Annotated in this window: 26 protein-coding genes; 17 read left to right on the forward strand and 9 right to left on the reverse strand. The window is 39.7% G+C overall.

Annotated elements, in window-relative coordinates; genetic code table 11:
- Positions 1-16: 16 nt before the first annotated feature.
- Genes tmk through pabC form a run of 3 tightly spaced genes read right to left on the reverse strand, consistent with a single transcriptional unit; the run spans position 17 to position 2,510 of the window.
- Positions 17-616: a dTMP kinase gene (tmk, locus tag EGS71_RS07785; protein WP_000470760.1), complete on the reverse strand. Its 600-nt coding sequence runs from the start codon at positions 614-616 to the stop codon at positions 17-19.
- A gap of 9 nt (positions 617-625) precedes the next feature.
- Complete coding sequence (gene mltG, locus EGS71_RS07790; RefSeq protein WP_031946291.1) at positions 626-1,696, reverse strand: endolytic transglycosylase MltG; 1,071 nt, start codon at positions 1,694-1,696, stop codon at positions 626-628.
- A 1-nt stretch (position 1,697) separates the two neighbouring features.
- Positions 1,698-2,510: an aminodeoxychorismate lyase gene (gene pabC, locus EGS71_RS07795; protein WP_000263425.1), complete on the reverse strand. Its 813-nt coding sequence runs from the start codon at positions 2,508-2,510 to the stop codon at positions 1,698-1,700.
- A gap of 263 nt (positions 2,511-2,773) precedes the next feature.
- Between pabC and EGS71_RS07800 the strand changes: the two genes are divergently transcribed.
- From EGS71_RS07800 to EGS71_RS07825, 6 genes are all read left to right on the forward strand, one after another.
- Positions 2,774-3,781 carry a sulfate ABC transporter substrate-binding protein gene (locus EGS71_RS07800; RefSeq protein ID WP_001212600.1) on the forward strand — a complete coding sequence of 336 codons (1,008 nt, stop codon included), beginning with the start codon at positions 2,774-2,776 and terminating at the stop codon, positions 3,779-3,781.
- Between the two features lie 30 nt (positions 3,782-3,811).
- Entirely contained in the window at positions 3,812-4,420 is a 609-nt protein-coding gene (locus tag EGS71_RS07805; protein WP_000149922.1) for an RBBP9/YdeN family alpha/beta hydrolase, read from the forward strand.
- A gap of 80 nt (positions 4,421-4,500) precedes the next feature.
- A complete protein-coding gene (gene cysT / locus EGS71_RS07810) occupies positions 4,501-5,334 on the forward strand; it encodes a sulfate ABC transporter permease subunit CysT (protein WP_000083115.1) in 834 nt (277 codons plus the stop codon).
- On the forward strand, positions 5,331-6,215 hold the full coding sequence (gene cysW / locus EGS71_RS07815) for a sulfate ABC transporter permease subunit CysW (RefSeq protein WP_001048807.1): 885 nt from the start codon (positions 5,331-5,333) through the stop codon (positions 6,213-6,215). Before cysT ends, cysW begins: the two co-directional genes overlap by 4 nt.
- Positions 6,216-6,226: 11 nt before the next feature.
- Complete coding sequence (locus tag EGS71_RS07820) at positions 6,227-7,288, forward strand: sulfate/molybdate ABC transporter ATP-binding protein (RefSeq protein ID WP_000027499.1); 1,062 nt, start codon at positions 6,227-6,229, stop codon at positions 7,286-7,288.
- 71 nt (positions 7,289-7,359) lie between these two features.
- Positions 7,360-8,283: a CysB family HTH-type transcriptional regulator gene (locus tag EGS71_RS07825; RefSeq protein WP_001011052.1), complete on the forward strand. Its 924-nt coding sequence runs from the start codon at positions 7,360-7,362 to the stop codon at positions 8,281-8,283.
- A 90-nt stretch (positions 8,284-8,373) separates the two neighbouring features.
- On the opposite strand, the gene carO is transcribed toward EGS71_RS07825, so the two are convergent.
- Positions 8,374-9,126 (reverse strand): ornithine uptake porin CarO type 1, encoded by a 753-nt coding sequence (gene carO, locus EGS71_RS07830; RefSeq protein ID WP_002009856.1) that lies wholly within the window; start codon positions 9,124-9,126, stop codon positions 8,374-8,376.
- Positions 9,127-9,420: 294 nt separating this feature from the next.
- Here carO and dapD point away from each other — a divergent pair, with 294 nt between their 5' ends.
- The 7 genes from dapD to EGS71_RS07865 all read left to right on the forward strand — a co-directional run bounded on the left by dapD (position 9,421) and on the right by EGS71_RS07865 (position 14,124).
- Positions 9,421-10,242 carry a 2,3,4,5-tetrahydropyridine-2,6-dicarboxylate N-succinyltransferase gene (gene dapD / locus EGS71_RS07835; protein ID WP_000080867.1) on the forward strand — a complete coding sequence of 274 codons (822 nt, stop codon included), beginning with the start codon at positions 9,421-9,423 and terminating at the stop codon, positions 10,240-10,242.
- A gap of 78 nt (positions 10,243-10,320) precedes the next feature.
- Positions 10,321-11,031 (forward strand): 7-carboxy-7-deazaguanine synthase QueE, encoded by a 711-nt coding sequence (gene queE / locus EGS71_RS07840; RefSeq protein ID WP_000157724.1) that lies wholly within the window; start codon positions 10,321-10,323, stop codon positions 11,029-11,031.
- A gap of 40 nt (positions 11,032-11,071) precedes the next feature.
- The gene (gene queC / locus EGS71_RS07845; protein ID WP_001247780.1) at positions 11,072-11,743 is read left to right on the forward strand and encodes a 7-cyano-7-deazaguanine synthase QueC; all 672 of its coding nucleotides are present in this window, start codon (positions 11,072-11,074) and stop codon (positions 11,741-11,743) included.
- A 13-nt stretch (positions 11,744-11,756) separates the two neighbouring features.
- A complete protein-coding gene (locus tag EGS71_RS07850) occupies positions 11,757-12,173 on the forward strand; it encodes a hypothetical protein (RefSeq protein WP_000771345.1) in 417 nt (138 codons plus the stop codon).
- Between the two features lie 90 nt (positions 12,174-12,263).
- The gene (locus tag EGS71_RS07855) at positions 12,264-12,950 is read left to right on the forward strand and encodes a diphthine--ammonia ligase (RefSeq protein ID WP_001153972.1); all 687 of its coding nucleotides are present in this window, start codon (positions 12,264-12,266) and stop codon (positions 12,948-12,950) included.
- Between the two features lie 17 nt (positions 12,951-12,967).
- Positions 12,968-13,429, forward strand: coding sequence for a peroxiredoxin (locus EGS71_RS07860; protein ID WP_002010343.1), 462 nt, complete (start codon positions 12,968-12,970; stop codon positions 13,427-13,429).
- A 125-nt stretch (positions 13,430-13,554) separates the two neighbouring features.
- On the forward strand, positions 13,555-14,124 hold the full coding sequence (locus EGS71_RS07865; protein WP_001050698.1) for a CAP domain-containing protein: 570 nt from the start codon (positions 13,555-13,557) through the stop codon (positions 14,122-14,124).
- A 68-nt stretch (positions 14,125-14,192) separates the two neighbouring features.
- On the opposite strand, the gene EGS71_RS07870 is transcribed toward EGS71_RS07865, so the two are convergent.
- A complete protein-coding gene (locus EGS71_RS07870; protein WP_161808440.1) occupies positions 14,193-14,783 on the reverse strand; it encodes a nicotinate-nicotinamide nucleotide adenylyltransferase in 591 nt (196 codons plus the stop codon).
- 109 nt (positions 14,784-14,892) lie between these two features.
- On the opposite strand from EGS71_RS07870, the gene EGS71_RS07875 reads away from it, so the two are divergent.
- The gene (locus EGS71_RS07875; protein WP_002009830.1) at positions 14,893-15,693 is read left to right on the forward strand and encodes an enoyl-CoA hydratase-related protein; all 801 of its coding nucleotides are present in this window, start codon (positions 14,893-14,895) and stop codon (positions 15,691-15,693) included.
- Here the strand turns inward: EGS71_RS07875 and EGS71_RS07880 are convergent.
- The 4 genes from EGS71_RS07880 to purL all read right to left on the reverse strand — a co-directional run bounded on the left by EGS71_RS07880 (position 15,690) and on the right by purL (position 21,524).
- Positions 15,690-16,007, reverse strand: coding sequence for an NIF3 1 (locus tag EGS71_RS07880; RefSeq protein WP_000916029.1), 318 nt, complete (start codon positions 16,005-16,007; stop codon positions 15,690-15,692). The two genes, EGS71_RS07875 and EGS71_RS07880, sit on opposite strands and share 4 nt — an antisense overlap.
- A gap of 68 nt (positions 16,008-16,075) precedes the next feature.
- Complete coding sequence (locus EGS71_RS22885; protein ID WP_000977276.1) at positions 16,076-16,201, reverse strand: KGW motif small protein; 126 nt, start codon at positions 16,199-16,201, stop codon at positions 16,076-16,078.
- Between the two features lie 201 nt (positions 16,202-16,402).
- Positions 16,403-17,608: a multidrug effflux MFS transporter gene (locus EGS71_RS07885; protein WP_002009642.1), complete on the reverse strand. Its 1,206-nt coding sequence runs from the start codon at positions 17,606-17,608 to the stop codon at positions 16,403-16,405.
- An 82-nt stretch (positions 17,609-17,690) separates the two neighbouring features.
- Positions 17,691-21,524 carry a phosphoribosylformylglycinamidine synthase gene (gene purL, locus EGS71_RS07890; RefSeq protein WP_000471071.1) on the reverse strand — a complete coding sequence of 1,278 codons (3,834 nt, stop codon included), beginning with the start codon at positions 21,522-21,524 and terminating at the stop codon, positions 17,691-17,693.
- A gap of 309 nt (positions 21,525-21,833) precedes the next feature.
- Here purL and EGS71_RS07895 point away from each other — a divergent pair, with 309 nt between their 5' ends.
- From EGS71_RS07895 to ruvB, 3 genes are all read left to right on the forward strand, one after another.
- On the forward strand, positions 21,834-23,174 hold the full coding sequence (locus EGS71_RS07895) for a deoxyguanosinetriphosphate triphosphohydrolase (protein WP_000437078.1): 1,341 nt from the start codon (positions 21,834-21,836) through the stop codon (positions 23,172-23,174).
- 91 nt (positions 23,175-23,265) lie between these two features.
- The gene (gene ruvA / locus EGS71_RS07900) at positions 23,266-23,865 is read left to right on the forward strand and encodes a Holliday junction branch migration protein RuvA (RefSeq protein ID WP_000578663.1); all 600 of its coding nucleotides are present in this window, start codon (positions 23,266-23,268) and stop codon (positions 23,863-23,865) included.
- Positions 23,866-23,873: 8 nt separating this feature from the next.
- The gene (ruvB, locus tag EGS71_RS07905; RefSeq protein ID WP_001154002.1) at positions 23,874-24,878 is read left to right on the forward strand and encodes a Holliday junction branch migration DNA helicase RuvB; all 1,005 of its coding nucleotides are present in this window, start codon (positions 23,874-23,876) and stop codon (positions 24,876-24,878) included.
- Positions 24,879-24,971 lie beyond the last annotated feature (93 nt).

Below are 24,971 nucleotides of genomic sequence, written 5' to 3' on the forward strand. Positions count from 1 at the left end.
TGGCTAATCCCATGGCCTATGCTAAATATTGCAGAGCTTGCTCGAACACCTGATCTGGACTTTGTGTAGCATCTAAACGTTTAATACGCTCAGGCTCAACCTTCCATAAGGTTTCATAACCTTCACGAACCTTAGTAAAGAAGCTTAACTTTTCTTGTTCAAAACGGTCTAAAGCTCCACGTTCACGTGCACGGTTCATACCAAGTTCAATCGGTGCATCTAACCAGAAAGTCACCTCCGGCATGCGTAAAACGAAGTTATGGTTTAAAAGCTGTAATTTGTCTTGGCTTAAACCACGACCGGAACATTGATAAGCAAAACTCGCATCGGTAAAACGATCACTTAATACAATTTTATTAGACTCTAATGCTGGCAAAATAACTTGTTGTAAGTGTTGAGCTCGTGCCGCATAAATTAAGAGCAACTCAGTATCATGACTCATATTTTCATCATGATTCACTGCCAAAAGCATCGAACGAATCTGCTCAGCGAGCGGTGTTCCACCCGGCTCTCGAGTTAAAACAACTTGTTTACCTTGTTCTTCAAAATGCTGATGAATTTTTCGAATAAGTGTAGTTTTTCCTACCCCTTCCGTGCCTTCAAAGCTAATAAACATCTCTTTTCCTTATTTCTTCGATCTCAACACGGATAAATACTCTTGCACTGCTTGGTTATGTGCTTGCAAGTCTGCCGTAAATTTATGTCCACCATTACCAGTCGCTACAAAATAGATGTTATTTGAATCATCTGGATGTAACGCAGCCTCAATGGCTTTTTGGCTTGGCAGCGCAATTGGAGTTGGCGGTAACCCATTAATTGTATAGGTATTATATGGTGTTGGTGTACGTAAGTCTTCGCGAGTAATGTTACCCTTATAGTTTGTACCCATACCATAAATTACGGTTGGATCAGTCTGTAAACGCATACCGAGTTTTAAACGGCGCACGAAAACCCCTGAAACTTGTGTAAGTTCGCTATCGAGGCTCGTTTCTTTTTCAACAATAGAAGCCATGATTAAAGCTTCATACTTATCTTTATAAGGTAAATTCGGTGCCCGCTTTGCCCAAGCCGCATCTAAGGCTTTCATTTGACGATGATATAAATCAGTCAGGATTTTCTTATCGGTCTCGCCTTTAGCAAAGAAATAAGTATTAGGTGCAAACAGGCCTTCAGGATGATGATAAGGAATACCTAAAGCCTTCATAATCTGGTCATCTGGTAAATCCAATATCGTATTTTTTACATTTTTATCGTTTTTTAGTGCTGTAATCAGCTGCTTAAAAGTTGTTCCTTCAATCACTAGAACACGATTCATCTGGGCATTATCAGCATCAGATAACATCTCTAATACTTGTCTTACGCTCATTCCCTGCTCTATCTCATATACACCAGCTTTCATACTGTCATGAATCATAAACTTTTGATAAAGCTTAAGTACAATTGGGAAATGGATTTTATTTTCTTTGGCTAAGCGATCAATAAAACCAGAATAGGTCTCACCTGATGTGATCGATAGCATCTGCTTTTTCCCTTCAATAGGATAAGCTTTAAATAAACTTGACCATAAAATAGCAAAAATAGAAATTAAAACGATAAAACAGCCAATCAGCACTAACTTTTTTGGAAAATTAGATGCTGTTTTCTTGCCCTTTTTTTTAGCATTTTTTGCTTTCGCATTCACAGGTGGCTTCGGCATATTAATGAATCTGATTCAAGTTAAGAGTATGAAATAAATTTAGGCACGCCTGTGACTCTAGAATTTGTTCACTGATTTGAGTAACTACTCGCATTGGATGTAAAGCATTACAAAAGAATAGACTCTGTATTTGTGGTACTTCATCTAGCTCAATTATTCTGACTTCACAGGCAATTCCGTAGTGCTGCATACGCGCCAAAATTTCTGCACGCATCACACCGTGGACGCCATTATAGCGAAGTTCCGGAGTAATCCATCTATCATTTAAACGAATAAAACAATTACTGCTTACCCCTTCAACAATATAACCTTGTACATCAGTTACTAAAGCTTCAACCCAGCCTTGTTGATCTGCTTCTTTTTTTAGCAATACCTGCTCAAGACGGTTTAAGGATTTAAGCCCAACTAAACTCGGCATGGTTAAACCTAAAGCCTGGTTTAAAACTCCACACTCAATAAAATCTGGTTGGAACTGCTCCAATGCTTTTGGATAAAACCAGATATAAATATCTGCCGCATGCTTTGGCAAACTATAGCCACGATCGCCTTCACCACGGCTGATCACAATTTTTAAAGTCCCGTTGAGCACGAGATTCTGATTTTGTAGATGCTGCAAACTCTGTTCGATTAACTCAAAATCTGCAACCAAAGATAATTTTTGGCAAGCAAGTTTTAGACGTTCCCAGTGCCGTGCTTTAAGCTCAATCTTATTTTGAAAAACACGAATTGTGGTAAAGCAGCCATCCCCATAATGAAATGCCCGGTCCAATAAAGGAATGGTCTCTACAGGTTGTCCATTTTTAAAACACCACATGCTTAATCCGTCCTTTATTTAAAACCACCCAACAATACAACACCTTTCATTTAATTAATAAATGACTGATTTTAAAAAATTATACCGATTTAAGAGAAACTTTTGAAACTTGTTATATATCAAGATTTAAGAATAACTTATCCATTTTTATTATTTCTATATTTTTCATATTAAATTCGTTTTTTATTATTTTTTTAGAATAAAGACTAGCGCTATTCTGCGTTCATGTTTTGAACATTTCGTATTTTTTGAGGGGTTATCTCATGCGTTTTTCTCAGTTAAAAGTCGGGGTTATTGCTGCATTACTTTCTGTTTCATCGTTTGCAGCTCAAGAATTCTTAAACGTTTCTTACGATCCAACTCGCGAGTTATATACAGATTTCAACAAACAGTTCGGTACTTACTGGAAACAGCGTACCGGTCAAGATATTGAGTTTAAACAGTCACACGGTGGTTCTGGTAAACAGGCCCGCGCTGTAATCGACGGCTTAAATGCAGATGTTGTGACATTAGCACTTGCTGCTGATATTGATGAAATTGCTGAAAAAGCAAAATTGCTTCCAACAGACTGGCAGAAAAAGTTACCGCAAAACTCTACTCCGTACACATCAACTATCGTGTTTTTAGTTCGTAAGGGTAACCCTAAACAAATTAAAGATTGGGGTGACTTAATCAAGCCAGGCGTGGAAATTATTACGCCAAACCCGAAAACTTCTGGTGGTGCACGTTGGAACTATCTTGCAGCTTGGGCTTGGGCAAAACATCAAGCAGGTGGTAACGATGCAAAAGCACAAGAATTTGTTCGCCAAATTTATAAACACACCAAAGTTTTAGATTCAGGCGCCCGTGGTGCAACCACTACATTTGCTGAACGCGGAATTGGTGACGTATTACTGGCTTGGGAAAATGAAGCACATTTAGCTATCCGTGAACAACCTGGCAAGTTTGAGATTGTGACGCCATCTTTATCTATTTTGGCTGAGCCGCCAGTTGCAATTGTTGAAAAAAATGCAGCGAAAAAAGGCAACTTAACTATTGCAAAAGGTTACCTCAACTATTTGTACTCACCTGCTGGTCAAGAAATTGCAGCACGTAATTTCTACCGTCCTCGCAATGCAGCTGTACTCAAAAAATACAGCAATGTATTTAAGCCATTGAAACTTGTCACCATTGATAAAGAGTTTGGCGGTTGGACAAAAGTACAAAAGCAACACTTTGATAATGGTGGTGTTTTCGATCAAATCGTGAAAATCAATAGTGCAGAGAAGTAATTCTTTGTTCTAACGATAAGGAGAACAGACATGACACACACTGTAATTGTTCCGGGTGTAGGTGGAAGTGAACATCAACATTGGCAATCTTGGTTGCAGCGTCAACTCGTGTCTAGTTCTCGCGTTGAGCAAAAAAACTGGGATAGACCCGTATTAAGCGAATGGATTGAGCAATTCGTTAACACAGTTCAAGCAGTACAAACACCAGTCCAAATTGTTGCGCATAGTTTCGGCTGCCTAACTAGTGTTGCTGCCTTAGCAGAGCATCCAGAGTTACAACTTCAAGTTAAAAAACTGATTTTGGTTGCTCCTGCAAATCCGGCACGTTTTGGTGAAGCGGGATTTGCCCGTCATAGTTTGACTGACTACAAAGATTATTTTCATCAGCTAAAAATTAATGTGCCTGCAACGCTACTCATTAGTGAAAATGATCCATGGTTAGACTTTTTTGATGCTTTACAGCTTGCGAAATCTTGGCAATTAACCCCGATTAACCTTGGACAAGTCGGTCATATTAATGTTGCTTCAGGCTTTGGTCCGTTTCCTGACTTACTGAATCATCTACTTCCTGAAGACTCGATGTGTAGCCACTCATCTATTGATTCGGTAAAGACACATTTCTCTTTGAAATTTGCTTAATACCTAGCTTTATACCGCGCCATTTATCTTTATTTATTCGCTTACTGGTTTCAGCAGGCTTTTCTCTTTGAGGAAATATCATGTCGCAGCGATCCCGAGTGCTGCCTGGGTTTGGTCTATCATTGGGCTTCACCCTCGCTTACGTTTCTTTTATTGTGCTTATTCCATTAGCCGCAGTCTTTATCAAATCATTTGGAATCGGATGGGACGGACTATGGGAAATTTTAACCTCTGAGCGTATTTTAAAATCGCTTCAACTCAGCTTTAGTTCAGCCTTAATTGCGGCGTTTATTAATGTTGTTTTCGGGCTACTTTTAGCTTGGTGCCTTGTCCGTTATAACTTTCCCGGAAAGCGTCTGGTTGATGCCTTAGTGGACTTACCTTTTGCACTTCCAACAGCAGTTGCAGGTATTGCGTTGACCTCACTCTATGCGCCTACAGGCTGGATTGGTCAATATTTAGAACCACTTGGTATTCAGGTTGCATATACCCCTATCGGGATTACGCTAGCTTTAGTGTTTATCGGCATTCCTTTTATTGTTCGAACCGTTCAACCGGTATTAAGCGATATTGAAACTGAACTTGAAGAGGCAGCTTCCGCACTCGGTGCAAATCGTTGGCAGACCATTACCAAAATTATTTTACCAATATTACTCCCTGCCCTATTTACAGGCTTTGCTTTAGCATTTGCTCGCGGTGTAGGTGAATATGGTTCTGTAATTTTCATTGCAGGTAACCAGCCTTTTAAAACTGAAATTGCTCCGCTTATGATCATTTCTCGCCTCGAAGAATATGACTATGCAGGTGCAACGACTATTGCAGCAGTGATGTTGGTTCTCTCTTTCATTATTTTATTTGTCATTAACTTACTTCAAGCATGGGCAAACCGTCGTACAGGGAGAAATGTCACATGAACCTACATACCGACAGCAATGCACTTGCCTTGAAATTGCAATCTCGTGACGCGACACGTGAACCAACTTGGGTACGTTATACGCTCATTACAATTGCACTGATTTTTTTCCTTAGCTGCCTCATGTTGCCACTTATTCTGGTTTTTGTTGAAGCATTTAAACAAGGCCTTGAAGTCTATGTTCAAGCTTTAATTGATCCAGATACGTTATCAGCAGTGAAATTAACACTATTGACCGCAGCAATTGCCGTTCCGATTAATGTGATATTTGGTGTTGCCGCTGCATGGGCTGTTTCCAAATTTCAGTTTAAAGGTAAAGCAATTTTAACCACCATTATTGATATGCCTTTTTCGGTTTCACCTGTTATTGCAGGTTTAATGATTGTACTGATTTTCGGTGCTCAAGGCTGGTTAGGCGGCTGGCTCATGGAACATGACATCAAGATTCTATATGCCGTACCTGCCATTGTTTTAGCGACCATCTTTATTACAGTTCCATTTGTGGCGCGTGAGTTAATTCCACTTATGGAAGCGCAAGGAACTGAAGAAGAGGAAGCAGCGATTGTACTCGGTGCATCAGGTTGGCAAACCTTTTGGAAAGTCACACTCCCTAACATTAAATGGGGTCTGATTTACGGCGTGATTTTGTGTAATGCCCGTGCAATGGGTGAGTTTGGGGCAGTATCAGTAGTTTCTGGCCACATCCGTGGTGAGACCAATACCCTGCCTCTACATGTCGAAATTTTATATAACGAGTACACCTTTAGTGCAGCTTTTGCGGTGTCCTCACTACTTGCTTTCTTGGCACTATTAACACTGATTTTAAAAACCTGGTTAGAACTACATCAAGACAAACCAGAACCGCATTCAACTGATTCGTAAGGAATGAAATCATGAGTATTCAAGTTAAAAATATTGAAAAACACTTTGGTGCATTCCATGCGCTTAAAAATATTTCACTCGATTTCCCAGAAGGTGAACTGGTTGCCTTACTCGGACCATCTGGCTGCGGTAAAACGACGCTACTTCGTATTATTGCGGGTTTAGAGTCAGCAGATGGTGGTCAAGTCTTACTAGAAGGCGAAGATGCAACCAATGTACATGTCCGTGAACGTCAGGTCGGTTTTGTTTTTCAGCACTATGCTTTATTCCGTCACATGACCGTATTTGACAATATTGCCTTTGGTTTACGTGTCCGTCCTCGTGCCACACGCCCATCGGAAGCCGAAATTAAAAAACGAGTGACTCGTCTGCTTGATTTGGTTCAATTGGGCTTTTTAGCAGACCGTTACCCAGCCCAGCTTTCTGGTGGTCAACGCCAACGTATTGCCTTAGCTCGTGCACTTGCCGTAGAACCTCGTGTGTTATTGCTTGATGAACCATTTGGTGCACTAGATGCTAAGGTTCGTAAAGAATTACGCCGCTGGTTACGTAACTTGCATGATGAGCTGCATATCACTTCAATTTTCGTAACCCATGACCAGGAAGAGGCACTTGAAGTAGCAGACCAAATTATTGTGATGAATAAAGGTAACGTCGAACAAATTGGTTCTCCGCGTGAAGTTTACGAAAAACCTGCAACACCATTTGTATTTGATTTCTTGGGTCAAGCAAATCGTTTTGAAGGTGAACATGCAAGCGGTATTATCCGTATTGGCAATGATCGTATCGAATTACCGACCACAGTTCAGGCACCGCAAGGAAAAGTAATTGCTTTTGCCCGTCCGGATGAGTTACATATTCATGCGCAACCACAGGCAAATACAATTGAAGCAACTTTTGTACGTGAAGTCTGGATTGCTGGAAAAGTAGTGGCGGAATTACAAGATCGTAATGGACGTTTAATTGAGATTGCTCTGAGCAGTGAAGCTGCAAAACAACATGCATTTAAACCAAATCAAACTGTTTGGGTAAGTGCATCTCAACTTCACCTATTTGCAGATCAAGTTGCTTAAGGAATTATTTGGTGAGGAGCCATCTCGCGGTATTTAAAGCCGTTCCTCACCTCTTTTGAGGAAAAGTGTAAATGAACTTTCAACAATTAAGAATTATCCGAGAAACAGTACGCCAAAACTTTAATTTAACGGAAGCATCTGCCGCGTTATACACCTCTCAATCAGGTGTAAGTAAACATATTAAAGATTTAGAAGATGAATTAGGCGTACAACTTTTCGTCCGTAAAGGTAAACGTCTGCTGGGTTTAACTGAACCCGGTCAATCACTCCTTAGCATTGTAGAACGCATGCTTGTAGATGCTGAAAATATTAAACGTCTTGCCGATGACTTTAATAAAGTGGACGAAGGTACTTTAACGATTGCAACAACACATACTCAAGCACGTTATGTATTACCACCAATCGTCAATCAATTTAAGAAACTATTTCCAAAAGTTCATTTGATTTTGCAACAAGCAAGCCCTGTCGAAATTGCAGAAATGCTTTTACAAGGTGAAGCTGATATTGGCATCGCGACAGAGTCTTTAACAACTGAAGAAAATTTAGCAAGCATTCCATACTATCAATGGCAGCACAGCATTATTACTCCTCAAGATCACCCACTTACACAGCTCGATAAAATTGATCTTGATGCTTTATCTGAATACCCACTAATTACTTATCACGGCGGTTTTACAGGTCGTTCAAAGATCGATAAAGCATTTGAAGATGCACAAATTGATGCCGATATTGTAATGTCTGCTCTTGATGCCGATGTTATCAAAACTTACGTTGAACTCGGCATGGGTGTCGGAATTGTCAATGATGTCGCTTACGATGCAGAGCGTGACTATCGTTTAAAACAAATTAAAACTGATATCTTTGGTGTCAACACCACATGGATTGCTGTTCGCAAAGGCCATTTATTACGTGGTTATGGTTATGAGTTTATTTCTTTATGCTCACCTGATGCTGACATTAAAGCATTGAAAAAAATTGCCTATCCAGATGAATAAAGTTTAAGAACAAAATAAAAGAGCTACTTATGTAGCTCTTTTATTTTTAGATATAAAAAAACGAGCCGAAGCTCGTTTTTTTACTATTTATTACCAGTAGAAGTTTACACCAACTTTACCAACTGGCATCCATTCGTATTTATTATCGTTACGAATTTCATTTGCTTCTTTATCAACCGCATCCTGAGCAGATGTTGGGTTACCAGTTACAGCAGGAGCAAGATTATACTGAGTTAACTCAACTTTTGGATTACCAGTATAGTAAGCACCTACTTCACCAAATACACCCCAGTTTTTGCTAATCTTTGGAGCAAAACCAAAACCTAAATATGGAGCGATGTCATTTTTGTAAGACATTTTACCTCTTACACCGCCCTCTTGACCAGGAACTGCTTGTTGATAGTTTTTACCATCAATTGATAAGGTATCACCATTACCAATACGTTTAGCAAGGTCATAATCATTATCTAAGTAAGCCGCACCTGCAGCTATATATAGGCCTTGAGCCCATGGATTTGTGCTGGCACCCCAAGGACGAATTTCAGCATTTAGATAGACATTGTTATTATCCATGTCTAAATCATACTTAGTGCCATTTACTGAAACATCATCTGTCCAAGAAATGTCACCGCCGTTATAACCCAATGCTAAACCTACATATGGGTTTGCTTGCCATAACAAAGCACCACCGTAACCTGTAGTACCTACTTCAGCACGAGCGCCTACTGGAATTAATTGGTTTTTATCGAATGCATAGCTGTCATGAACAACAGCTTCATCCGCCATTGCAGCACCAGCAGCAAGTAAAGCTGTAGTTGTCACTAAAACACGTAATACTTTCATCGTTTTCTCCTTAAGAAAAGGCTCTGTTTTTAATTTATTCAGCTTGTGACAAAAATTATATTCAAGAGCATAGATTCTTTTTTATACAAAAACTGCTAGATTTCTGTTATTTTTTGATACAAATTGAGTTAAATTTTTATTTTCAAATCATTTTTGTGTAAAAAACACTTGATTATCTAATAAGCTTATTTTGATTTAACTCATTTATACCTCAATTAAACGTAACACGTTTTTTCAAAGATTCTTGTCACAAATTAGTGTAAAATCTTTAAAATTTTTTATGGAAGGAAGATCATGTCTCAGCTTTCTACGATCATTGAGCAAGCATTTGAAGACCGCGCAAATTTTACTGCAGCAGATTGCCCAAGCGAAATTCGCCAAGCTGTTGAAGAAGCAATTGCTGGTTTAGATAACGGTACACTTCGAGTTGCAGAAAAAATCAATGGTGAATGGGTTGTTCATCAATGGTTAAAAAAAGCTGTTTTATTATCATTTAAACTTAATGACAATAAACCAATCGAGTCATGTGATCTTCGTTTCTACGACAAAGTTGAAACTAAATTCTCTGGTTGGACTGAAGAGCAATTTAAAGCTGCGGGTGTTCGTGTTGTTCCTCCTGCTGTTGCTCGTCGTGGTAGTTTCCAAGCTAAAAATGTGGTGTTAATGCCATCTTATGTCAACATTGGTGCTTACGTAGATGAAGGCACAATGGTTGATACATGGGCAACTGTAGGTTCATGTGCTCAAATCGGTAAAAACGTTCACTTATCAGGTGGTGTTGGTATCGGTGGTGTTTTAGAACCATTACAAGCTAACCCAACCATTATTGAAGACAACTGCTTTATCGGCGCACGTTCTGAAATCGTTGAAGGTGTTATTGTCGAAGAAGGCTCTGTTATTTCTATGGGTGTTTATATCGGTCAATCTACACGTATTTATGATCGTGAGACTGGTGAAATCCATTACGGCCGTGTTCCTGCTGGCTCAGTTGTTGTACCAGGTAACTTACCGTCAGCTGATGGTAAATACAGCTTATACGCTGCAATTATCGTGAAAAAAGTTGATGCACAAACACGTGCAAAAACAAGTTTGAACGATTTGTTACGCGCTGACTAATTTCAGTTTGATCAAACATCTCTACGATCAACACTGATCGTAGAGATTTTATTTTTTATATAGTGTGGTATTTCTAGAATGGCTTCCTTACGTTCCTCTGCAATTCCTGTCTCTGACCCTGCGTCCGGTCTACGCATTACCGAGATTTTTTACTCCTTGCAGGGTGAAGCAAATGCCTCTGGCCTACCGACTGTATTTATTCGTCTCACAGGTTGCCCTTTACGTTGTAGTTATTGCGACACCACTTATTCTTTTGAAGGTGGCGAACGCTTATCACTTGAGCACATTATTGAAACGGCTGAAAAATATCAAACGCCTTATATTTGTGTAACAGGCGGTGAACCACTTGCACAACCCAATTGCTTAATTTTATTACAACGTTTATGTGACGCTGGTTTTGACGTTTCCCTAGAAACCAGTGGCGCTCTTGATGTATCAAGAGTGGATCCGCGTGTTTCAAAAGTCCTCGACTTAAAGACTCCAACTTCTGGTGAAGAACACCGTAATCTCATCAGTAATCTTGACCATTTAACACCGCGTGACCAAATCAAATTTGTGATTTGTAATCGTGAAGACTATGAATGGTCAAAACAACAAGTTGAACAATATCAACTGCAAACCAAAGTCAGTACTGTTTGGTTCTCCCCTGCTTTTGCGGTTGAAAAAGGTGCTGTTGGCCTGCCACGTTTAGCACGTGATCTGGCACAGTGGATACTGGACGACAAACTACCTGTACGTTTCCAGCTACAGTTACATAAACTGCTCTGGAACGATGAATCAGGTCGCTAATCGTTCAATAAAATAAATCATTCCGAATATGGAGAAAAATATGCGCCCTCGTGCCATTGTTTTACTTTCAGGCGGCTTAGACTCAACCACTTGCCTAGCTTGGGCACAAGCGCGCTATGAATGTATTGCTATTAGTTTTATGTATGGTCAACGCTCAACCACTGAACTTGATGCCGCAAAAGCATTAGCTCAGCGTGCAGGTGTTGAACACCGTGTAATTAATATCGATTTAGCCAATTTAGGCGGGTCTGCACTTACAGATCATAACATTGCTGTACCAGAACAATTACAAGAAGGTATTCCTGTAACTTATGTACCAGCACGTAACACAATTTTCCTCTCTTATGCCTTAGCAGCAGCAGAAGTTTTCAATGCTGAAGCGATTGTTATCGGCATCAATGCTGTTGATTATTCAGGATATCCTGACTGTCGCCCAGAATTTATTGATGCTTTTGCCAATATGGCTCGTTTAGCAACTAAAGCTGGCGTAGAAGGAAAACCTCTTAAATTTGAAACACCCCTGTTACATTTATCCAAAGCGAATATTATACGTTTAGGGATTGAACATGGCGTAGACTATAGTCAAACGGTATCTTGCTACCAAGCAGATGCTCAAGGACGTGCGTGTGGTAAATGTGACAGTTGCCGTTTGCGTAAAGAAGGCTTTATCGATGCTGGTGTTACCGATCCAACACGCTATATACCGCAATAAGTAGGTAAAATTTATGAAGTTGTTAAAATCAAATCTTATTCTTTCATCTTTATTCTCAGCAGCTGCACTTATGGCTGGTTCAGCTCAAGCAGCTGAAAACCCAGTTCAAGCAGCATATAAAAGCACTAACGTTAAAGGTGCATTAATCAACGTTTGTAAAGACCAAACTGCAAAAGGCGGTAAATTAAGTTCAGCAGAAGTAAGCAAATTCTGTAGCTGCCAAGTTGAAGCGCAAGGTAAAGTGACTGAAGCACAAAAATGGGAAATTCAAAGCGCAATCAATGCGAAGAAAAGCCCAAGCTCTTTAGCTTTTGTACAACAGCAAAACCGTGACCTTAAAGCATGTTTCGGTCCTCAGTTAACAACTAAGCTTGAGAAATTAACTGAAGAAGCAATGAAAGCAGCTCAACAACAAGCTCCTAAAAAATAAGCTTTTGTTGCTCCAAATTAAGCCTGCATTTATGCAGGCTTTTTTATAGCTCTGTTAAAATGACACCGATCTCTTCATTCGAAATAAGTCATGCAAGACCAATGGAAAACTAACGCACATAACAGACAGTCAATTGTCTCCTTTAGTGGAGGTAAAGACAGCTCTCTTGCACTTTATCATGCCATGCAAACCGGTAACGTAATTGGTTTAATCGTTATGCTGGAAGAGCAAGGACAACGCTCCCGTTCACATGCTATGCCACTTGATATTATCCGGGCGCAAGCTCAAGCAATTGGCTTACCTGTATTTATGGCATCATCTAGCTGGAATGACTATGAAAATAAATTCATCAACTTACTAAATGAAGCCAAACAAAAAGGTGCTGAGGTACTGGTTACAGGTGATTTAGATATGCCGGAACATGGTTGTTGGCATGATCGTGTTACTCAAACAGTGGGCCTTAAATTAGGAATGCCGCTCTGGCTACGGCCCCATCGTGAAGTTGTTGAAGAATTTATTCAACTTGGATTTCAGAGTGTAGTTGTGACTGTAAACCTTAAACTCGGGATGAAGGTGGAAGATTTAGGTCAAGTGTTATCGTTAGAATATATACAGGAACTTGAAAACCGTGGAATTGATCCATGTGGAGAAGGTGGTGAATTTCATACCACTGTGATTGATGGTCCAATTTTTAACAAAGCTATTCCTGTAAGAAAGCTCGATATTGTTTATCATGAAGAATATGCTTTTTTACCACTTGAATTAGATCAAATTTAACTTTTAAAGGATAAGAAATGTCTGAGAATATTCAACTGCCAAATCAGGTTTTCCCAACCACACACGGCGAAGTTAATTTGGCTGAAGTCGATAATGAATGGCTGATTATTTACTTCTACCCTAAAGACTCAACGCCAGGCTGTACAACACAAGCTGTCGGCTTTTCTTGTTTAAAAGATAAATTTGATGCTTTAGGTGCTCGTATTTTTGGAGTATCACGCGACTCGGTAAAAGCCCACCAAAACTTTACAGAAAAGCAGGCACTAACAATCGATTTAATTAGTGACAAAGAAGAAGTACTTTGCAAACACTTTGATGTGATTAAAGAAAAGAATATGTATGGGAAAAAAGTAATGGGGATCGAACGCTCTACTTTTATTTTCCATAATAAAACCTTAGTTAAAAGTTACCGTAAGGTGAAAGCGGCCGGCCATGCTGAACAGGTTTTAGAAGATTTAAAAGCATTACAAACAGCTTAATTAATAAGCTTGGGTAACAAAAAAGCGAGTTGAATACTCGCTTTTTTACACGCACATAAATTGCTCAGCTATTTTAATTTGGCGTATGATAAAAATATTAAAATAACTCGAACTCAGGCATTGCTATGAATCTACTAAAAGTTTGTACTTTATTGCCTTGTAGCCTTGTTATTGCTGCCTGCTCCGTTAATTCATCAAGCACTCCTCCTACACTGAGCTCTTCTACACCACAAGTTCAAAAATCATCGATAGAAATAAGCTGCCAAGACTTACAAAATCCTGCTTACCGACAAGCTATGCTTAATGCAATTAATGAAATTCGACAACATCCTCGTCAATGTGGTCAGCAGTATTTTTCTGCAGCTAAACCTTTAAGCTGGAATAATAATTTATATCAAGGTGCAAGTGCTCACTCTAAAGATATGGCAAATAACAACTTTCTTGGACATGTTGGCTCAACAGGTTTAGATTTAAGAGCGAGATTAAAAAAATATCATATGCTGAGTAAAGCCAATGGTGAGAATGTCGCGAGTGGACAAAAAACTTTAAATGAGGTCATGGCTAAATGGATCGCCAGTCCTCTGCATTGCAGTAATATCATGAACCCTAGATATACCGAATATGCCATTGCATGTGCTTCTGACCAGTCTGCTAAACAAAGAAGTTACTGGACACAACAATTTGCAGGTTTTTAAAGTAGACTAAAAAGGCATCAAACAATTCAATCTACTTTAAAAAACAGGGATTCTTTAGTTAAATCGACTCATTCTTTATGAGATGACACGGTTTCCTCAATATTTGAATGGTCTGCCTGTAAAAACTTTTGCTGTAGCTGTAAATATAACGGTGTATTTTGGAATTCTTCCAAAAATTGAATGGTGCCTTTGGGAAATGCATCCGTTTTAATTTTGCCCTGATAGTAGGCTTCACGCATTGGAGTGGCAGAAATCGAATCTTTCAAGCTATCAAGTTCGACCATCACCCATTCTGGAAATAGTCGTAAATAATAAGATGACTCATCTTTGAAGTGGCCAATCAAACCAACTTTTGAGTTCGGTTCTATTACACCATTTACTAATGATTTAACCTGTTTTACCCACTTCTCATCATTATAAACATCAACCACATGTACAAAACGAATGCGCTTTTGCTCATCTAATGAAAAATTAGATAAAATCATTTGTTCTCGTTCAATTGCAAGAAACGGATTTTTTATATTACGTTCTATTTGGGCAGAACCTAAAGCCAAAATCACATAGCGACTTTGTTGCAGTGCAATTTCAATCGTTTGCATATGTGCCAAATGAAATGGCTGAAAACGACCTATAAAAACGAGATAGTCAAATGTATACATAATTAGTTTTTCACTTTTTATGAACTCACCAGTTACGCTCATTACAAAAAATATGCGCCATAATGAGAACCTAAAAATCAACAACGTGGTTTAAAGCAAGGATAGTACGATGACACTTAGCTGTATTCAACAACCTCATCAACATTTACAAGCAAATTTAGAAGGTGGCGTACTCACCTTAGCCATAAATCGCCCAGAAGCAAAAAATGCATTATATGGCGAACTTTACTTATGGATTGCCAAAGCACTTGATGAAGCCGACCAAAATAAAGATGTACGAGTAATCGTTCTACGTGGTGCCGAACATGACTTTACCGCTGGTAATGACATGAAAGATTTTATGGGTTTTGTACAAAATCCGAATGCTGGTCCAGCAGGTCAAGTTCCTCCATTTGTACTCCTTAAATCTGCTGCCAGATTATCGAAGCCGCTTATTATTGCAGTAAAAGGCGTGGCAATTGGTATTGGTGTTACGATTTTATTACAGGCAGACCTCGTTTTTGCCGACAATACGGCCCTCTTTCAAATTCCTTTTGTTAGCCTTGGGCTTTCTCCTGAAGGTGGTGCAAGTCAATTATTGGTTAAACAAGCTGGTTATCACAAAGCAGCTGAACTACTGCTTACTGCCAAAAAGTTCAATGCAGAAACTGCTGTACAAGCTGGTTTAGTTAATGAAATCGTTGAAGATGCTTATGCCACTGCTCAGGCAACTGCCCAACACTTAACAGCTTTACCGCTTGCTTCATTAAAACAAACCAAAGCATTAATGAAACATGATTTAGATCAGATTATTGAATGTATTGACCATGAAGCAGAAATCTTTATGCAACGCGTTCAATCACCAGAAATGCTAGAAGCTGTGCAGGCATTTATGCAAAAACGTAAACCGGACTTTTCACAGTTTAATTAAAAATCAACTTCTATGATTTGAATAAACTCAAAGGCAGGCTCTTCGTAAGGATGGCTTGCCTTTAATGCTTTTGCCACTGCACTTGCCTTTTCTTCAAGCACAATCGTTTCAACACGCCATTCGTCAACTTGCTCAAGTTCACCTAGCTCTCCTATATAAGGGTCAGCTCCTTTAACTGGCTTGAATTGCCCTATTCCTTTAACTTGCCAAGCACATTGTTCATAGTTCCCTATCCCACCTGCTCCGGCCGCAAATATAGACTGTTTAGTCGACTCAAGATGTGACTCAGGTACGTAATAAATCAGCTTTAACATGAATAGAATGACTCAAAACTAGTAAATTTGCTTTAAATCATACCCTTTAAGAAGACTCCGAATCAAAGTCAGCTCATCATTGCTAAATAATTTGCTCCAATAAAAAGTATTTGTATGGCAAGCGCCAAGCCAAATAAGCGCCAACCTTTATCTCTTGTGTACATCGTTCTTATGTGATTTTTGTTTTTCATCATTTTGATCTCCGATTTTTATCGTTGTTACAGAGAAAGCAAAAATTGAACCAACAGCAATCCAAGCATAAGGGGTTAAATATACTTATGTCTATACTCTTATAGATTTTCTTAAAGTACTTAAAAAAACGTATTTTCTTACCTTTACTTTAAGTTTAAAGAAAATTTTTCTAATTCAGTGAGCTATCATTATTCTGGATCATTTTAAACATTCGATTTCTTTAAATATCTGTTCTCATATACGGTCATCATAAATGCTAAACCACATAAAATGACAAAACCGCAAGTCATTGGAATTAGTGTGCCGTTATATAATTGCCCAATAATAGAGGCAAGAATAAGTGACAATACGGACGAAGCTGCACCAATAATAGCTGATGCCATACCAGCTACATGTCCCATAGTTTCCATTGCAATCGCGTTTAAATTACCAAATAAAGTTCCAAATAATAAAAATAAAATACAGGCATAAAGCATAAACATCCAAAATGCTACAGTCACACCTATAAGTTGAATCCCTAAGAAAATTAATGAAATTAAGCACAGACCGAGAAAGCCATAAATACAGATTGGACGCATACCAAACTTCATGACAATTTTAGAATTGGTAAATGAAGCAATGCCCATTACACCAGCAAGCACAGCAAAATAAGCACTAAACTCTTGCCCTGTTTTACCAAACTGCTGCATAAAAATTTGCTGAGAAGTACCTAAGTAACCAATAAATCCCCCAAAGCAAAAGCCTGCACATAACAAATAGCTCATGGTGGTTTTATTACTTACAACTTCTTTGAAACCCTCTTGAAATGCTTGTAAACGCATAGGTAAACGATTTTCAGGAAGTAACGTCTCTTCTAAACGTAAAGCGACCCACGCTCCAATGAATGTGGCATAGATCATGTATAAGACAAAAATATCACGCCAACCAAAGAAGTGAATAATGAGTTGTCCCAGACTTGGTGCAATCGCGGGAGCGACCATAAATACCATCATGATTAAGGACATAATACGGGCCATCTGAGCGCCGCTGTATTTATCTCGCACAATGGAAATTGAGGCGACATAAGGACCTGAAACCCCAATACCTTGAATAAAGCGACCTACTAAAAACCATTCAAAACTTTGTGTGGTAAAGCACAATAAACTTCCCAAAAAGTAGATGATAATACCGGTAAATAAAATACGTTTTCGTCCAATCGCATCGGAAAGTGGACCTGCAATCAACTGCCCTATTGTCATGCCGGAGAAAATACCAATAATGACCCACTGGGTCTGATTATTATTCTTTAATTCAAAAACTCGTCCAACCTCACCTAAAGCAGGCAACACTGCATCTATCGAAAAAGACACGATAGACATGAGTAATGCCATCAACAGTGCAAACTCACGGAAATGGATTTTTGACTTCATTTTTCTTCTCTACTATTTATTCTATTCACATTGTACTACATACAAATAAGCCACCTTACGGTGGCTTATTTCAATTTTTATATTAACCAATAAACTTACGTGCGTTACGGAACATACGTAACCAAGCACCGTCTTCAGTCCACTCTTCTGGTTTCCAAGAATGCTGGATAGCACGGAAAGTACGCTCAGGGTGCGGCATCATAATCGTTGCACGACCATCTTTAGACGTTACGCCCGTAATCGCTTCCGGTGAACCATTTGGGTTCAATGGATAATGTTGAGTCGGGTTACCATGGCTGTCAACATAACGCAATGCAACTTGATTCGCTGCATTTAAGCTTGCAATATCAGCTTCGCTAGCAACCGCACGGCCTTCACCATGTGCTACTGCAATCGGTAAAATCGAACCTTCCATACCATCAAGTAATACAGAAACTGATTTTTCAACACGAACGTTTACGCTACGTGCCTCAAAAACTTCTGACATATTGCGGTGGAAACGTGGCCAGTGTTCAGCACCCGGAATAAGCGGTGCTAATTGTGACAACATTTGGCAACCATTACAGATACCTAAGCTAAACGTACCTTCACGATGGAAGAATTGTTCAAACTGATCACGTAACTTCGCATTGAACAGAACTGATTTTGCCCAGCCACCGCCTGCACCCATTACGTCACCGTAAGAGAAACCGCCACAAGTCACTAAACCTTCGAAATCACTTAAGCTCACACGACCAGCAAGTAAATCGCTCATGTGTACGTCAATTGTGTTAAAGCCAACTTTATCGAAAGCTGCTGCCATTTCAATATGACCATTTACACCCTGCTCACGCAAGATTGCCATATTCGGACGACGGCTATTAATAAACGGTGCTTCGATAGGTTCATTTAAATCAAATGTAGGTTTAGCAATCAAACCTTGATGTGATTTATCAGTAATTAAAGCAAATTCTTGGTCAGCAGTTTCAACGTTATCACGTAAACGTTGGATCTGATGAGATACTTCAGACCAAGCCTGTTGTAACTCTGCACGCTCTAAAGTTAAGCCATTTACAGATAATTGATCCGTATTATTTACGCGACCAACTACAGCAATTGCATCTTTTAAGCTAGAAGCAGCTACTTCTGCTTGTAAAGCTTCCCAATCAGCTGCTTTGATTTGAACTACTGCACCAATTTCTTCTGCAAATAAACCAGCAGTAGTCTGATCTTCTAATGCTACACCTAAACGCGAAGCGAACATCATTTCAGCTACAGTTGCGAGTAAACCACCATCCCCAATGTCATGGTAAGCCTGAATCAAGCCACGGTTATTCCAGTCTTGAATTAAAGCAAAGAACGCTTTGAAGTCATCAAAACTATCAACATCTGGAGTGACTGAACCAATTGCTTTATATACTTGCGCAAGAATCGAACCACCTAAACGGAATTGTCCTTTAGATAAATCAATACGGACAAGTACTGAGTCTTCTAAATTCTTAAGTTCAGGTGTTAAAGTCTTACGAACATCAGCTACTGGAGCAAATGCAGTAATTACACCAGTCATTGGAGATGTTACAGCTTTATCCTCACCGTTATCATTCCAAGTCGTACGCATTGAAAGTGAGTCTTTACCTACAGGAATCGCAATTCCTAAAGCAGGACACATTTCCATACCAATCGCTTTCACACCTTCAAACAATGCTTGGTCTTCACCTTTTTGACCAGCAGCAGCCATCCAGTTTGCAGAAAGTTTGATATCGCTAATTTGTTCAATGTTTGCACATGCAATATTGGTAATTGCTTCAGCAACTGCCAAGCGAGCAGACGCTGCTGGATTTAACAATGCAACTGGTGGACGTTCACCCATTGCCATTGCTTCACCAGTGAAGCCTTGTAAGCTGGTAGTCGTTACTGCTGCATCTGCAACAGGAATCTGCCAACGACCAACCATTTGGTCACGTGCAACCATACCTGTAATTGAACGGTCACCAATGGTGATCAAGAATGATTTAGACGCAACTGTAGGATTTTTCAATACACGGAAAATCGCATCTTTCAAATCAACTTTTGAAGCGTCAAATTCGTTGCCTTTACGTTCAATTGTTTCATAAGAACGTTGCATACGCGGTGTACCACCAAGCATCACTTGCATTGGGATATCAACTGCGTTGTTTTGGAACAATGGATCTTCAACAGTTAAGTGACGAGCTTCAGTTGCTTCACCTAACACGGCAAATGGACAACGTTCACGAGCACAGATTGATTCGAACTGTTCTAAAGACTCTGGACGAATTGCAAGAACATAACGCTCTTGTGCTTCATTTGACCAGATTTCCATTGGGCTCATGCCCGGCTCTAATGAAGGAATCTTACGAAGGTTAAGAACTGCACCTAACTCATGATCGTTTACAAGCTCAGGCATTGCATTTGATAAACCACCAGCTCCTACGTCATGAATAGACACGATTGGGTTGAAGTCTTCTAAACGCCAGCAAGTATCAATCACTTCCTGACAACGGCGTTCCATTTCTGGGTTTTCACGTTGTACAGATGCGAAATCAAGGCTTTCACCCATTGTGCCGCTGTCTACAGAAGAAGCAGCACCACCACCAAGACCGATTAACATTGCAGGGCCACCCAATACAATGAGCAAGTCACCCGGTTGAATCGCATCTTTTTCTACATGGTCAGGACGAATGTTACCGTAACCACCCGCGATCATGATTGGCTTATGGAAGCCCTTCACTTCACCATTTACGTTTTGTTCGAAAGTACGGAAATAGCCATTTAATGCAGGACGGCCGAATTCATTGTTAAATGCCGCGCCACCTAATGGACCTTCAATCATAATTTGTAATGGCGATGCCATACGTGAAGGTTTACCGTAGTTTTCTTCCCAAGGTTGTTCAAAACCAGGAATATTTAAGTTAGAAACTGTAAAGCCTGTTAAACCTGCTTTCGGTTTACCACCACGACCAGTTGCACCTTCATCACGGATTTCACCGCCTGAACCTGTTGCTGCACCAGCAAATGGAGAAATTGCTGTTGGATGGTTGTGAGTTTCAACCTTCATTAAAATGTGAGCAGCTTGGCTCTTATATTTGTAAACAAAATGACCGTTTTCATCTGCTTTCGGATAAAAACGCATCGTGTCATAACCAACAATTACAGATGCGTTATCTTTATATGCTGATAACACGTCAGTTGGAGATTCTTTATAAGTGTTTTTAATCATTTGGAACAATGATAATGGTTGTTTTTCACCATCAATTGTCCATTCAGAACCGAAGATTTTATGACGACAGTGTTCAGAGTTTGCTTGTGCAAACATCATCAACTCGATGTCATTTGGGTTACGACCAAGTCGAGTAAATGCTTCAGTTAAATAATCAATTTCTTGTTCAGATAACGCAAAACCAAATTCGTTGTTGGCTTTTACTAATGCTTCTTTACCTTGACCTAAAATATCAATTGAATTTAAAGGTTTTGGTGCTGTTTCTGAAAACAGTGCTTTTGCATCTTCAATTTGTGCAAAAACAGTTTCAGTCATACGGTCATGAAGTACTTGTTTTACTTCATTAGAAATTTCAGAAACACCTTTTAAGGTAAATAAAAGACCACGTTCTAAACGGTGAACTGGAGTATTACAGTTTTTGAAAATGTCAGTCGCTTTAGATGACCAAGGTGAAATCGTACCCACACGTGGTGTTACTAAAATCTGAATCTCATCACTTGCAGGTTGACGAAGTTCAAAAGACTCACCGTCATTTAATAATTGCAAAGCAGATTGATGTTGCTGCTCGTTGAGCGCTTGATCAAACAAATAGACCCATTGGCTGTCAAAAGATTGAACAGAACTAATTGACGATAAACGTGTTAATAGTTGAGCTTTCTTAAAAGAAGAATGTGCTGCTGCACCGGCCACGATAAACATGTTGATTTTGGCTCCACGGGCAGGTCTTGTGAACCTTACCGCAATGTGACTTTAGAGAGAGCGCATATTCTACTGTGTCTTGCTAAAATCAGCTAGATGTAGAATCAGTATTCTGTAACCTAATTCTGCAAGAAGTGATGTGTTTTTTGTTCAAAATCATTTTTTTAATCATTCTCGCTCAAAATAAATTGTTTCATGTTTATTCAATAACATAATAAAACCTGAACTAAGACAAACTATGTCGCACCAAGCTAGTGCTTTTAGCATTTTTTTGGCATGATCAGGCTTTATAGTTTTGAATAATGATAAATGGAACAAATGCGTTGGTTAGAACTGCTATCTGCAGTTCGTTTAGGTAGTAAAAAAAGCAGTACAGAGCTGGCTCGAAGCCCATTTCATAAAGATTATGACCGCATTATATTTTCACAAAGTTTTCGTCAGTTAAACCGCAAGACTCAAGTTCATCCTTTAGCACAGCATGATGGCATTCATACCCGTTTAACTCACTCGCTTGAAGTTTCCTGTATTGGCCGTTCCATGGGCATGCTGGCAGCCGAAAAAATTAAAGATGAATTGCCTGTCTGGATTTCTCCCGCCGATGTCGGCGCAATTATTCAAGCGGCCTGCCTTGCTCATGATATTGGCAACCCACCCTTCGGGCATGCAGGTGAATATGCAATTCGTGAATGGTTTGACGATGCCTCACATAATGATTTTTTAAAAAAATTAACTCCCGAAGAAGAAGCCGATGTCCGTCAGTTTGAAGGCAACGCCCAAGGATTACGCCTATTAACCCGTATTGACTATCATCCAGATGATGGAGGCATGCGTTTAACTTACGCAACCTTAGGCGCTTATTTAAAATATCCTTGGCTTTCAAAAACAATCGCGTCTCAAGGTGATCGTCCATCACACCAACGAGCGAAATTTGGTTGTTATCAATCTGAAAAAGAAATTTTAAAACAAATTGCTGAGCAGCTCGGACTTATTCAATTAGGTGAATATCACTACTGCCGTCATCCACTTACCTATTTGTTAGAAGCTGCCGATGATATTTGCTATGCTCTCATCGATTTAGAAGATGGCATTATTCTAAATATGCTGAATTACCAAGAGGTTGAACCGATTTTTCTCAACTTGATTGCAGATTATGGTCAACCTGAAGAGCTATCACTTCCAAGCAGTACATGGCAACAAAAAATTTCGGCATTGCGTGGTCGTGTTATGAAGCGTCTGGTTGATGAAGTCACTACAGCTTTTGCCAAACATCATTATGAAATTATTACTGGTCAGCTCAAAGGTAGTCTTTTACAGTACTGTTCGCCTGATATTGCGGCAGGTATTGAAACAGCCAAAAATCTGGCACGTGAAAAAATCTTCGAACACCCACAAAAGTCTGGTTTAGAAATTATTGCTCACCAAAGTTTGCAAACTATTCTTGATGCATTTGTTCCCTTAACGATGCCGCATAAATCTTTAAGCTTTAAAGAACAGCGCTTGATGTCTATTCTTAACTTGTACGGTGCTCGCTTTAGTAATAACCACTACAGCAATATCATGCAGGTACTCGATATTATCAGTAAGTTTTCAGATCATCAGGCTTATAGCTTGGCTCAAGAGCTACAAGGTAATAAAATCGGCTTGTTTTAAGCTGCCTTAATATAGAAAGAAATACAGCTAGTGTCGTTTTAATACATTTAAAACGACCAGATTTACAGTTATGAATAAGTGAAATTACGCTATGATCGGATGTTTAATTGGCGAAGTGTTTGCCCTAGAAGCCCCAACTGTCTTACTGAATGTAAATGGTGTGGGCTATGAAATTGATACACCGCTTTCAACATTTTGCCAATTACAAAAAGGCCAGAAAGTTACGCTATGGACGCATTTGGTCGTCCGTGAAGATGCTCAGCAGCTTTATGGTTTTAGTGATGCTCAAGAGAAAACTATTTTCCGCACCTTACTAAAAGTAAATGGTGTTGGCCCGAAAATGGCACTAGGTATTCTTTCTACGTTAAGTGTTGAATTGCTGGTACACACAATTGAACATGACGATGTGAATACTTTGGTTAAAGTTCCGGGTGTAGGCAAAAAAACAGCTGAACGTTTAATGATTGAACTTCGTGACCGTTTTAAAACTTTGGCACAAGGAACTTCTAGCGCTGCCGCCCTGCCTCAGATTCAATTTGTTTCGAACTCACCTGTTGCAGAAGCAGAAGCAGCCTTACAGTCACTAGGTTATAAACCTCTTGAGGCACAAAAAGCTGTTGCGGCGGTTAAAGCCGATTACACTGAATCAGCCGATATTATTCGTGCTGCACTTAAATCAATGATGAAGTAAACACACCTATGCAAGACCGTCTAATCAGTGGAACAGAAAAACCTGAAGATCATTTTGATCGGGCTATTCGACCGACTTCACTTGCCGATTATATCGGGCAACCAGTCGTACGCGAGCAAATGGAAATTTTCATCGGTGCGGCTCGTGGTCGTGGTGAAGCACTCGATCACACACTGATTTTCGGTCCACCGGGCTTAGGAAAAACCACGCTTGCCAATATTATTGCGCGTGAAATGGGTGGCAATCTCAAATCCACTTCAGGGCCTGTTTTAGAGCGTGCGGGTGATTTGGCTGCAATGCTGACTAACCTTGAAGAAGGCGATGTTTTATTTATTGATGAAATTCACCGTCTTTCACCAGTGATTGAAGAAATTCTTTATCCGGCAATGGAAGATTACCAACTTGATATCATGATTGGTGAAGGTCCTGCTGCTCGTTCAATTAAACTCGATTTACCACCTTTTACGCTCGTTGCTGCGACCACACGTGCCGGCTTACTCACCTCGCCTCTACGTGACCGTTTCGGTATTGTGCAACGTCTTGAATTCTATTCTGTAGAAGACTTAACTCACATCGTGTCACGATCTGCAAACCTCATGGATGTACCCATTACAGTTGAGGGTGCAGAAGAAGTTGCACGCCGTTCACGCGGAACACCGCGTATTGCCAATCGTTTATTACGCCGTGTACGTGACTATGCACAAGTAAAAGGTACAGGCGAAGTTAACCATGAAATGGCACAACGTGCGCTTGATATGCTTAATGTCGATAAAGCTGGTTTAGATACCTTAGACCGACGTTATTTAAGTATGTTGTTAGAACGTTTTGATGGTGGACCTGCTGGTGTTGAAGCCCTTGCAGCTGCTATGGCTGAAGATAGCGGAACACTTGAAGATGTTATTGAACCTTATTTAATTCAGCAAGGTTATGTTATGCGTACTGCACGAGGTCGCATTGCAACCAACCAATCTTATTTGCAGTTTGGCATGACGCCACCTGAGCCTAAAAACTAATCAAAGGAAGAGAATTTTCTCTTCCTTTTTTTATTTAACTATTCTTTTTAACTCAAATAAAAATTGTCTTATCAACAAATTAGCCACTCTATA

Source organism: Acinetobacter sp. FDAARGOS_559 (assembly GCF_003940475.1).
Lineage (GTDB): Bacteria > Pseudomonadota > Gammaproteobacteria > Pseudomonadales > Moraxellaceae > Acinetobacter > Acinetobacter baumannii.

Bases quoted from the DNA above. Each gene is read 5' to 3' on its own strand.
- tmk (WP_000470760.1), bottom strand. From the start codon at position 616: ATGTTTATTAGCTTTGAAGGCACGGAAGGGGTAGGAAAAACTACACTT.
- mltG (WP_031946291.1), bottom strand. From the start codon at position 1,696: ATGCCGAAGCCACCTGTGAATGCGAAAGCAAAAAATGCTAAAAAAAAG.
- pabC (WP_000263425.1), bottom strand. From the start codon at position 2,510: ATGTGGTGTTTTAAAAATGGACAACCTGTAGAGACCATTCCTTTATTG.
- EGS71_RS07800 (WP_001212600.1), top strand. From the start codon at position 2,774: ATGCGTTTTTCTCAGTTAAAAGTCGGGGTTATTGCTGCATTACTTTCT.
- EGS71_RS07805 (WP_000149922.1), top strand. From the start codon at position 3,812: ATGACACACACTGTAATTGTTCCGGGTGTAGGTGGAAGTGAACATCAA.
- cysT (WP_000083115.1), top strand. From the start codon at position 4,501: ATGTCGCAGCGATCCCGAGTGCTGCCTGGGTTTGGTCTATCATTGGGC.
- cysW (WP_001048807.1), top strand. From the start codon at position 5,331: ATGAACCTACATACCGACAGCAATGCACTTGCCTTGAAATTGCAATCT.
- EGS71_RS07820 (WP_000027499.1), top strand. From the start codon at position 6,227: ATGAGTATTCAAGTTAAAAATATTGAAAAACACTTTGGTGCATTCCAT.
- EGS71_RS07825 (WP_001011052.1), top strand. From the start codon at position 7,360: ATGAACTTTCAACAATTAAGAATTATCCGAGAAACAGTACGCCAAAAC.
- carO (WP_002009856.1), bottom strand. From the start codon at position 9,126: ATGAAAGTATTACGTGTTTTAGTGACAACTACAGCTTTACTTGCTGCT.
- dapD (WP_000080867.1), top strand. From the start codon at position 9,421: ATGTCTCAGCTTTCTACGATCATTGAGCAAGCATTTGAAGACCGCGCA.
- queE (WP_000157724.1), top strand. From the start codon at position 10,321: ATGGCTTCCTTACGTTCCTCTGCAATTCCTGTCTCTGACCCTGCGTCC.
- queC (WP_001247780.1), top strand. From the start codon at position 11,072: ATGCGCCCTCGTGCCATTGTTTTACTTTCAGGCGGCTTAGACTCAACC.
- EGS71_RS07850 (WP_000771345.1), top strand. From the start codon at position 11,757: ATGAAGTTGTTAAAATCAAATCTTATTCTTTCATCTTTATTCTCAGCA.
- EGS71_RS07855 (WP_001153972.1), top strand. From the start codon at position 12,264: ATGCAAGACCAATGGAAAACTAACGCACATAACAGACAGTCAATTGTC.
- EGS71_RS07860 (WP_002010343.1), top strand. From the start codon at position 12,968: ATGTCTGAGAATATTCAACTGCCAAATCAGGTTTTCCCAACCACACAC.
- EGS71_RS07865 (WP_001050698.1), top strand. From the start codon at position 13,555: ATGAATCTACTAAAAGTTTGTACTTTATTGCCTTGTAGCCTTGTTATT.
- EGS71_RS07870 (WP_161808440.1), bottom strand. From the start codon at position 14,783: ATGTATACATTTGACTATCTCGTTTTTATAGGTCGTTTTCAGCCATTT.
- EGS71_RS07875 (WP_002009830.1), top strand. From the start codon at position 14,893: ATGACACTTAGCTGTATTCAACAACCTCATCAACATTTACAAGCAAAT.
- EGS71_RS07880 (WP_000916029.1), bottom strand. From the start codon at position 16,007: ATGTTAAAGCTGATTTATTACGTACCTGAGTCACATCTTGAGTCGACT.
- EGS71_RS22885 (WP_000977276.1), bottom strand. From the start codon at position 16,201: ATGATGAAAAACAAAAATCACATAAGAACGATGTACACAAGAGATAAA.
- EGS71_RS07885 (WP_002009642.1), bottom strand. From the start codon at position 17,608: ATGAAGTCAAAAATCCATTTCCGTGAGTTTGCACTGTTGATGGCATTA.
- purL (WP_000471071.1), bottom strand. From the start codon at position 21,524: ATGTTTATCGTGGCCGGTGCAGCAGCACATTCTTCTTTTAAGAAAGCT.
- EGS71_RS07895 (WP_000437078.1), top strand. From the start codon at position 21,834: ATGGAACAAATGCGTTGGTTAGAACTGCTATCTGCAGTTCGTTTAGGT.
- ruvA (WP_000578663.1), top strand. From the start codon at position 23,266: ATGATCGGATGTTTAATTGGCGAAGTGTTTGCCCTAGAAGCCCCAACT.
- ruvB (WP_001154002.1), top strand. From the start codon at position 23,874: ATGCAAGACCGTCTAATCAGTGGAACAGAAAAACCTGAAGATCATTTT.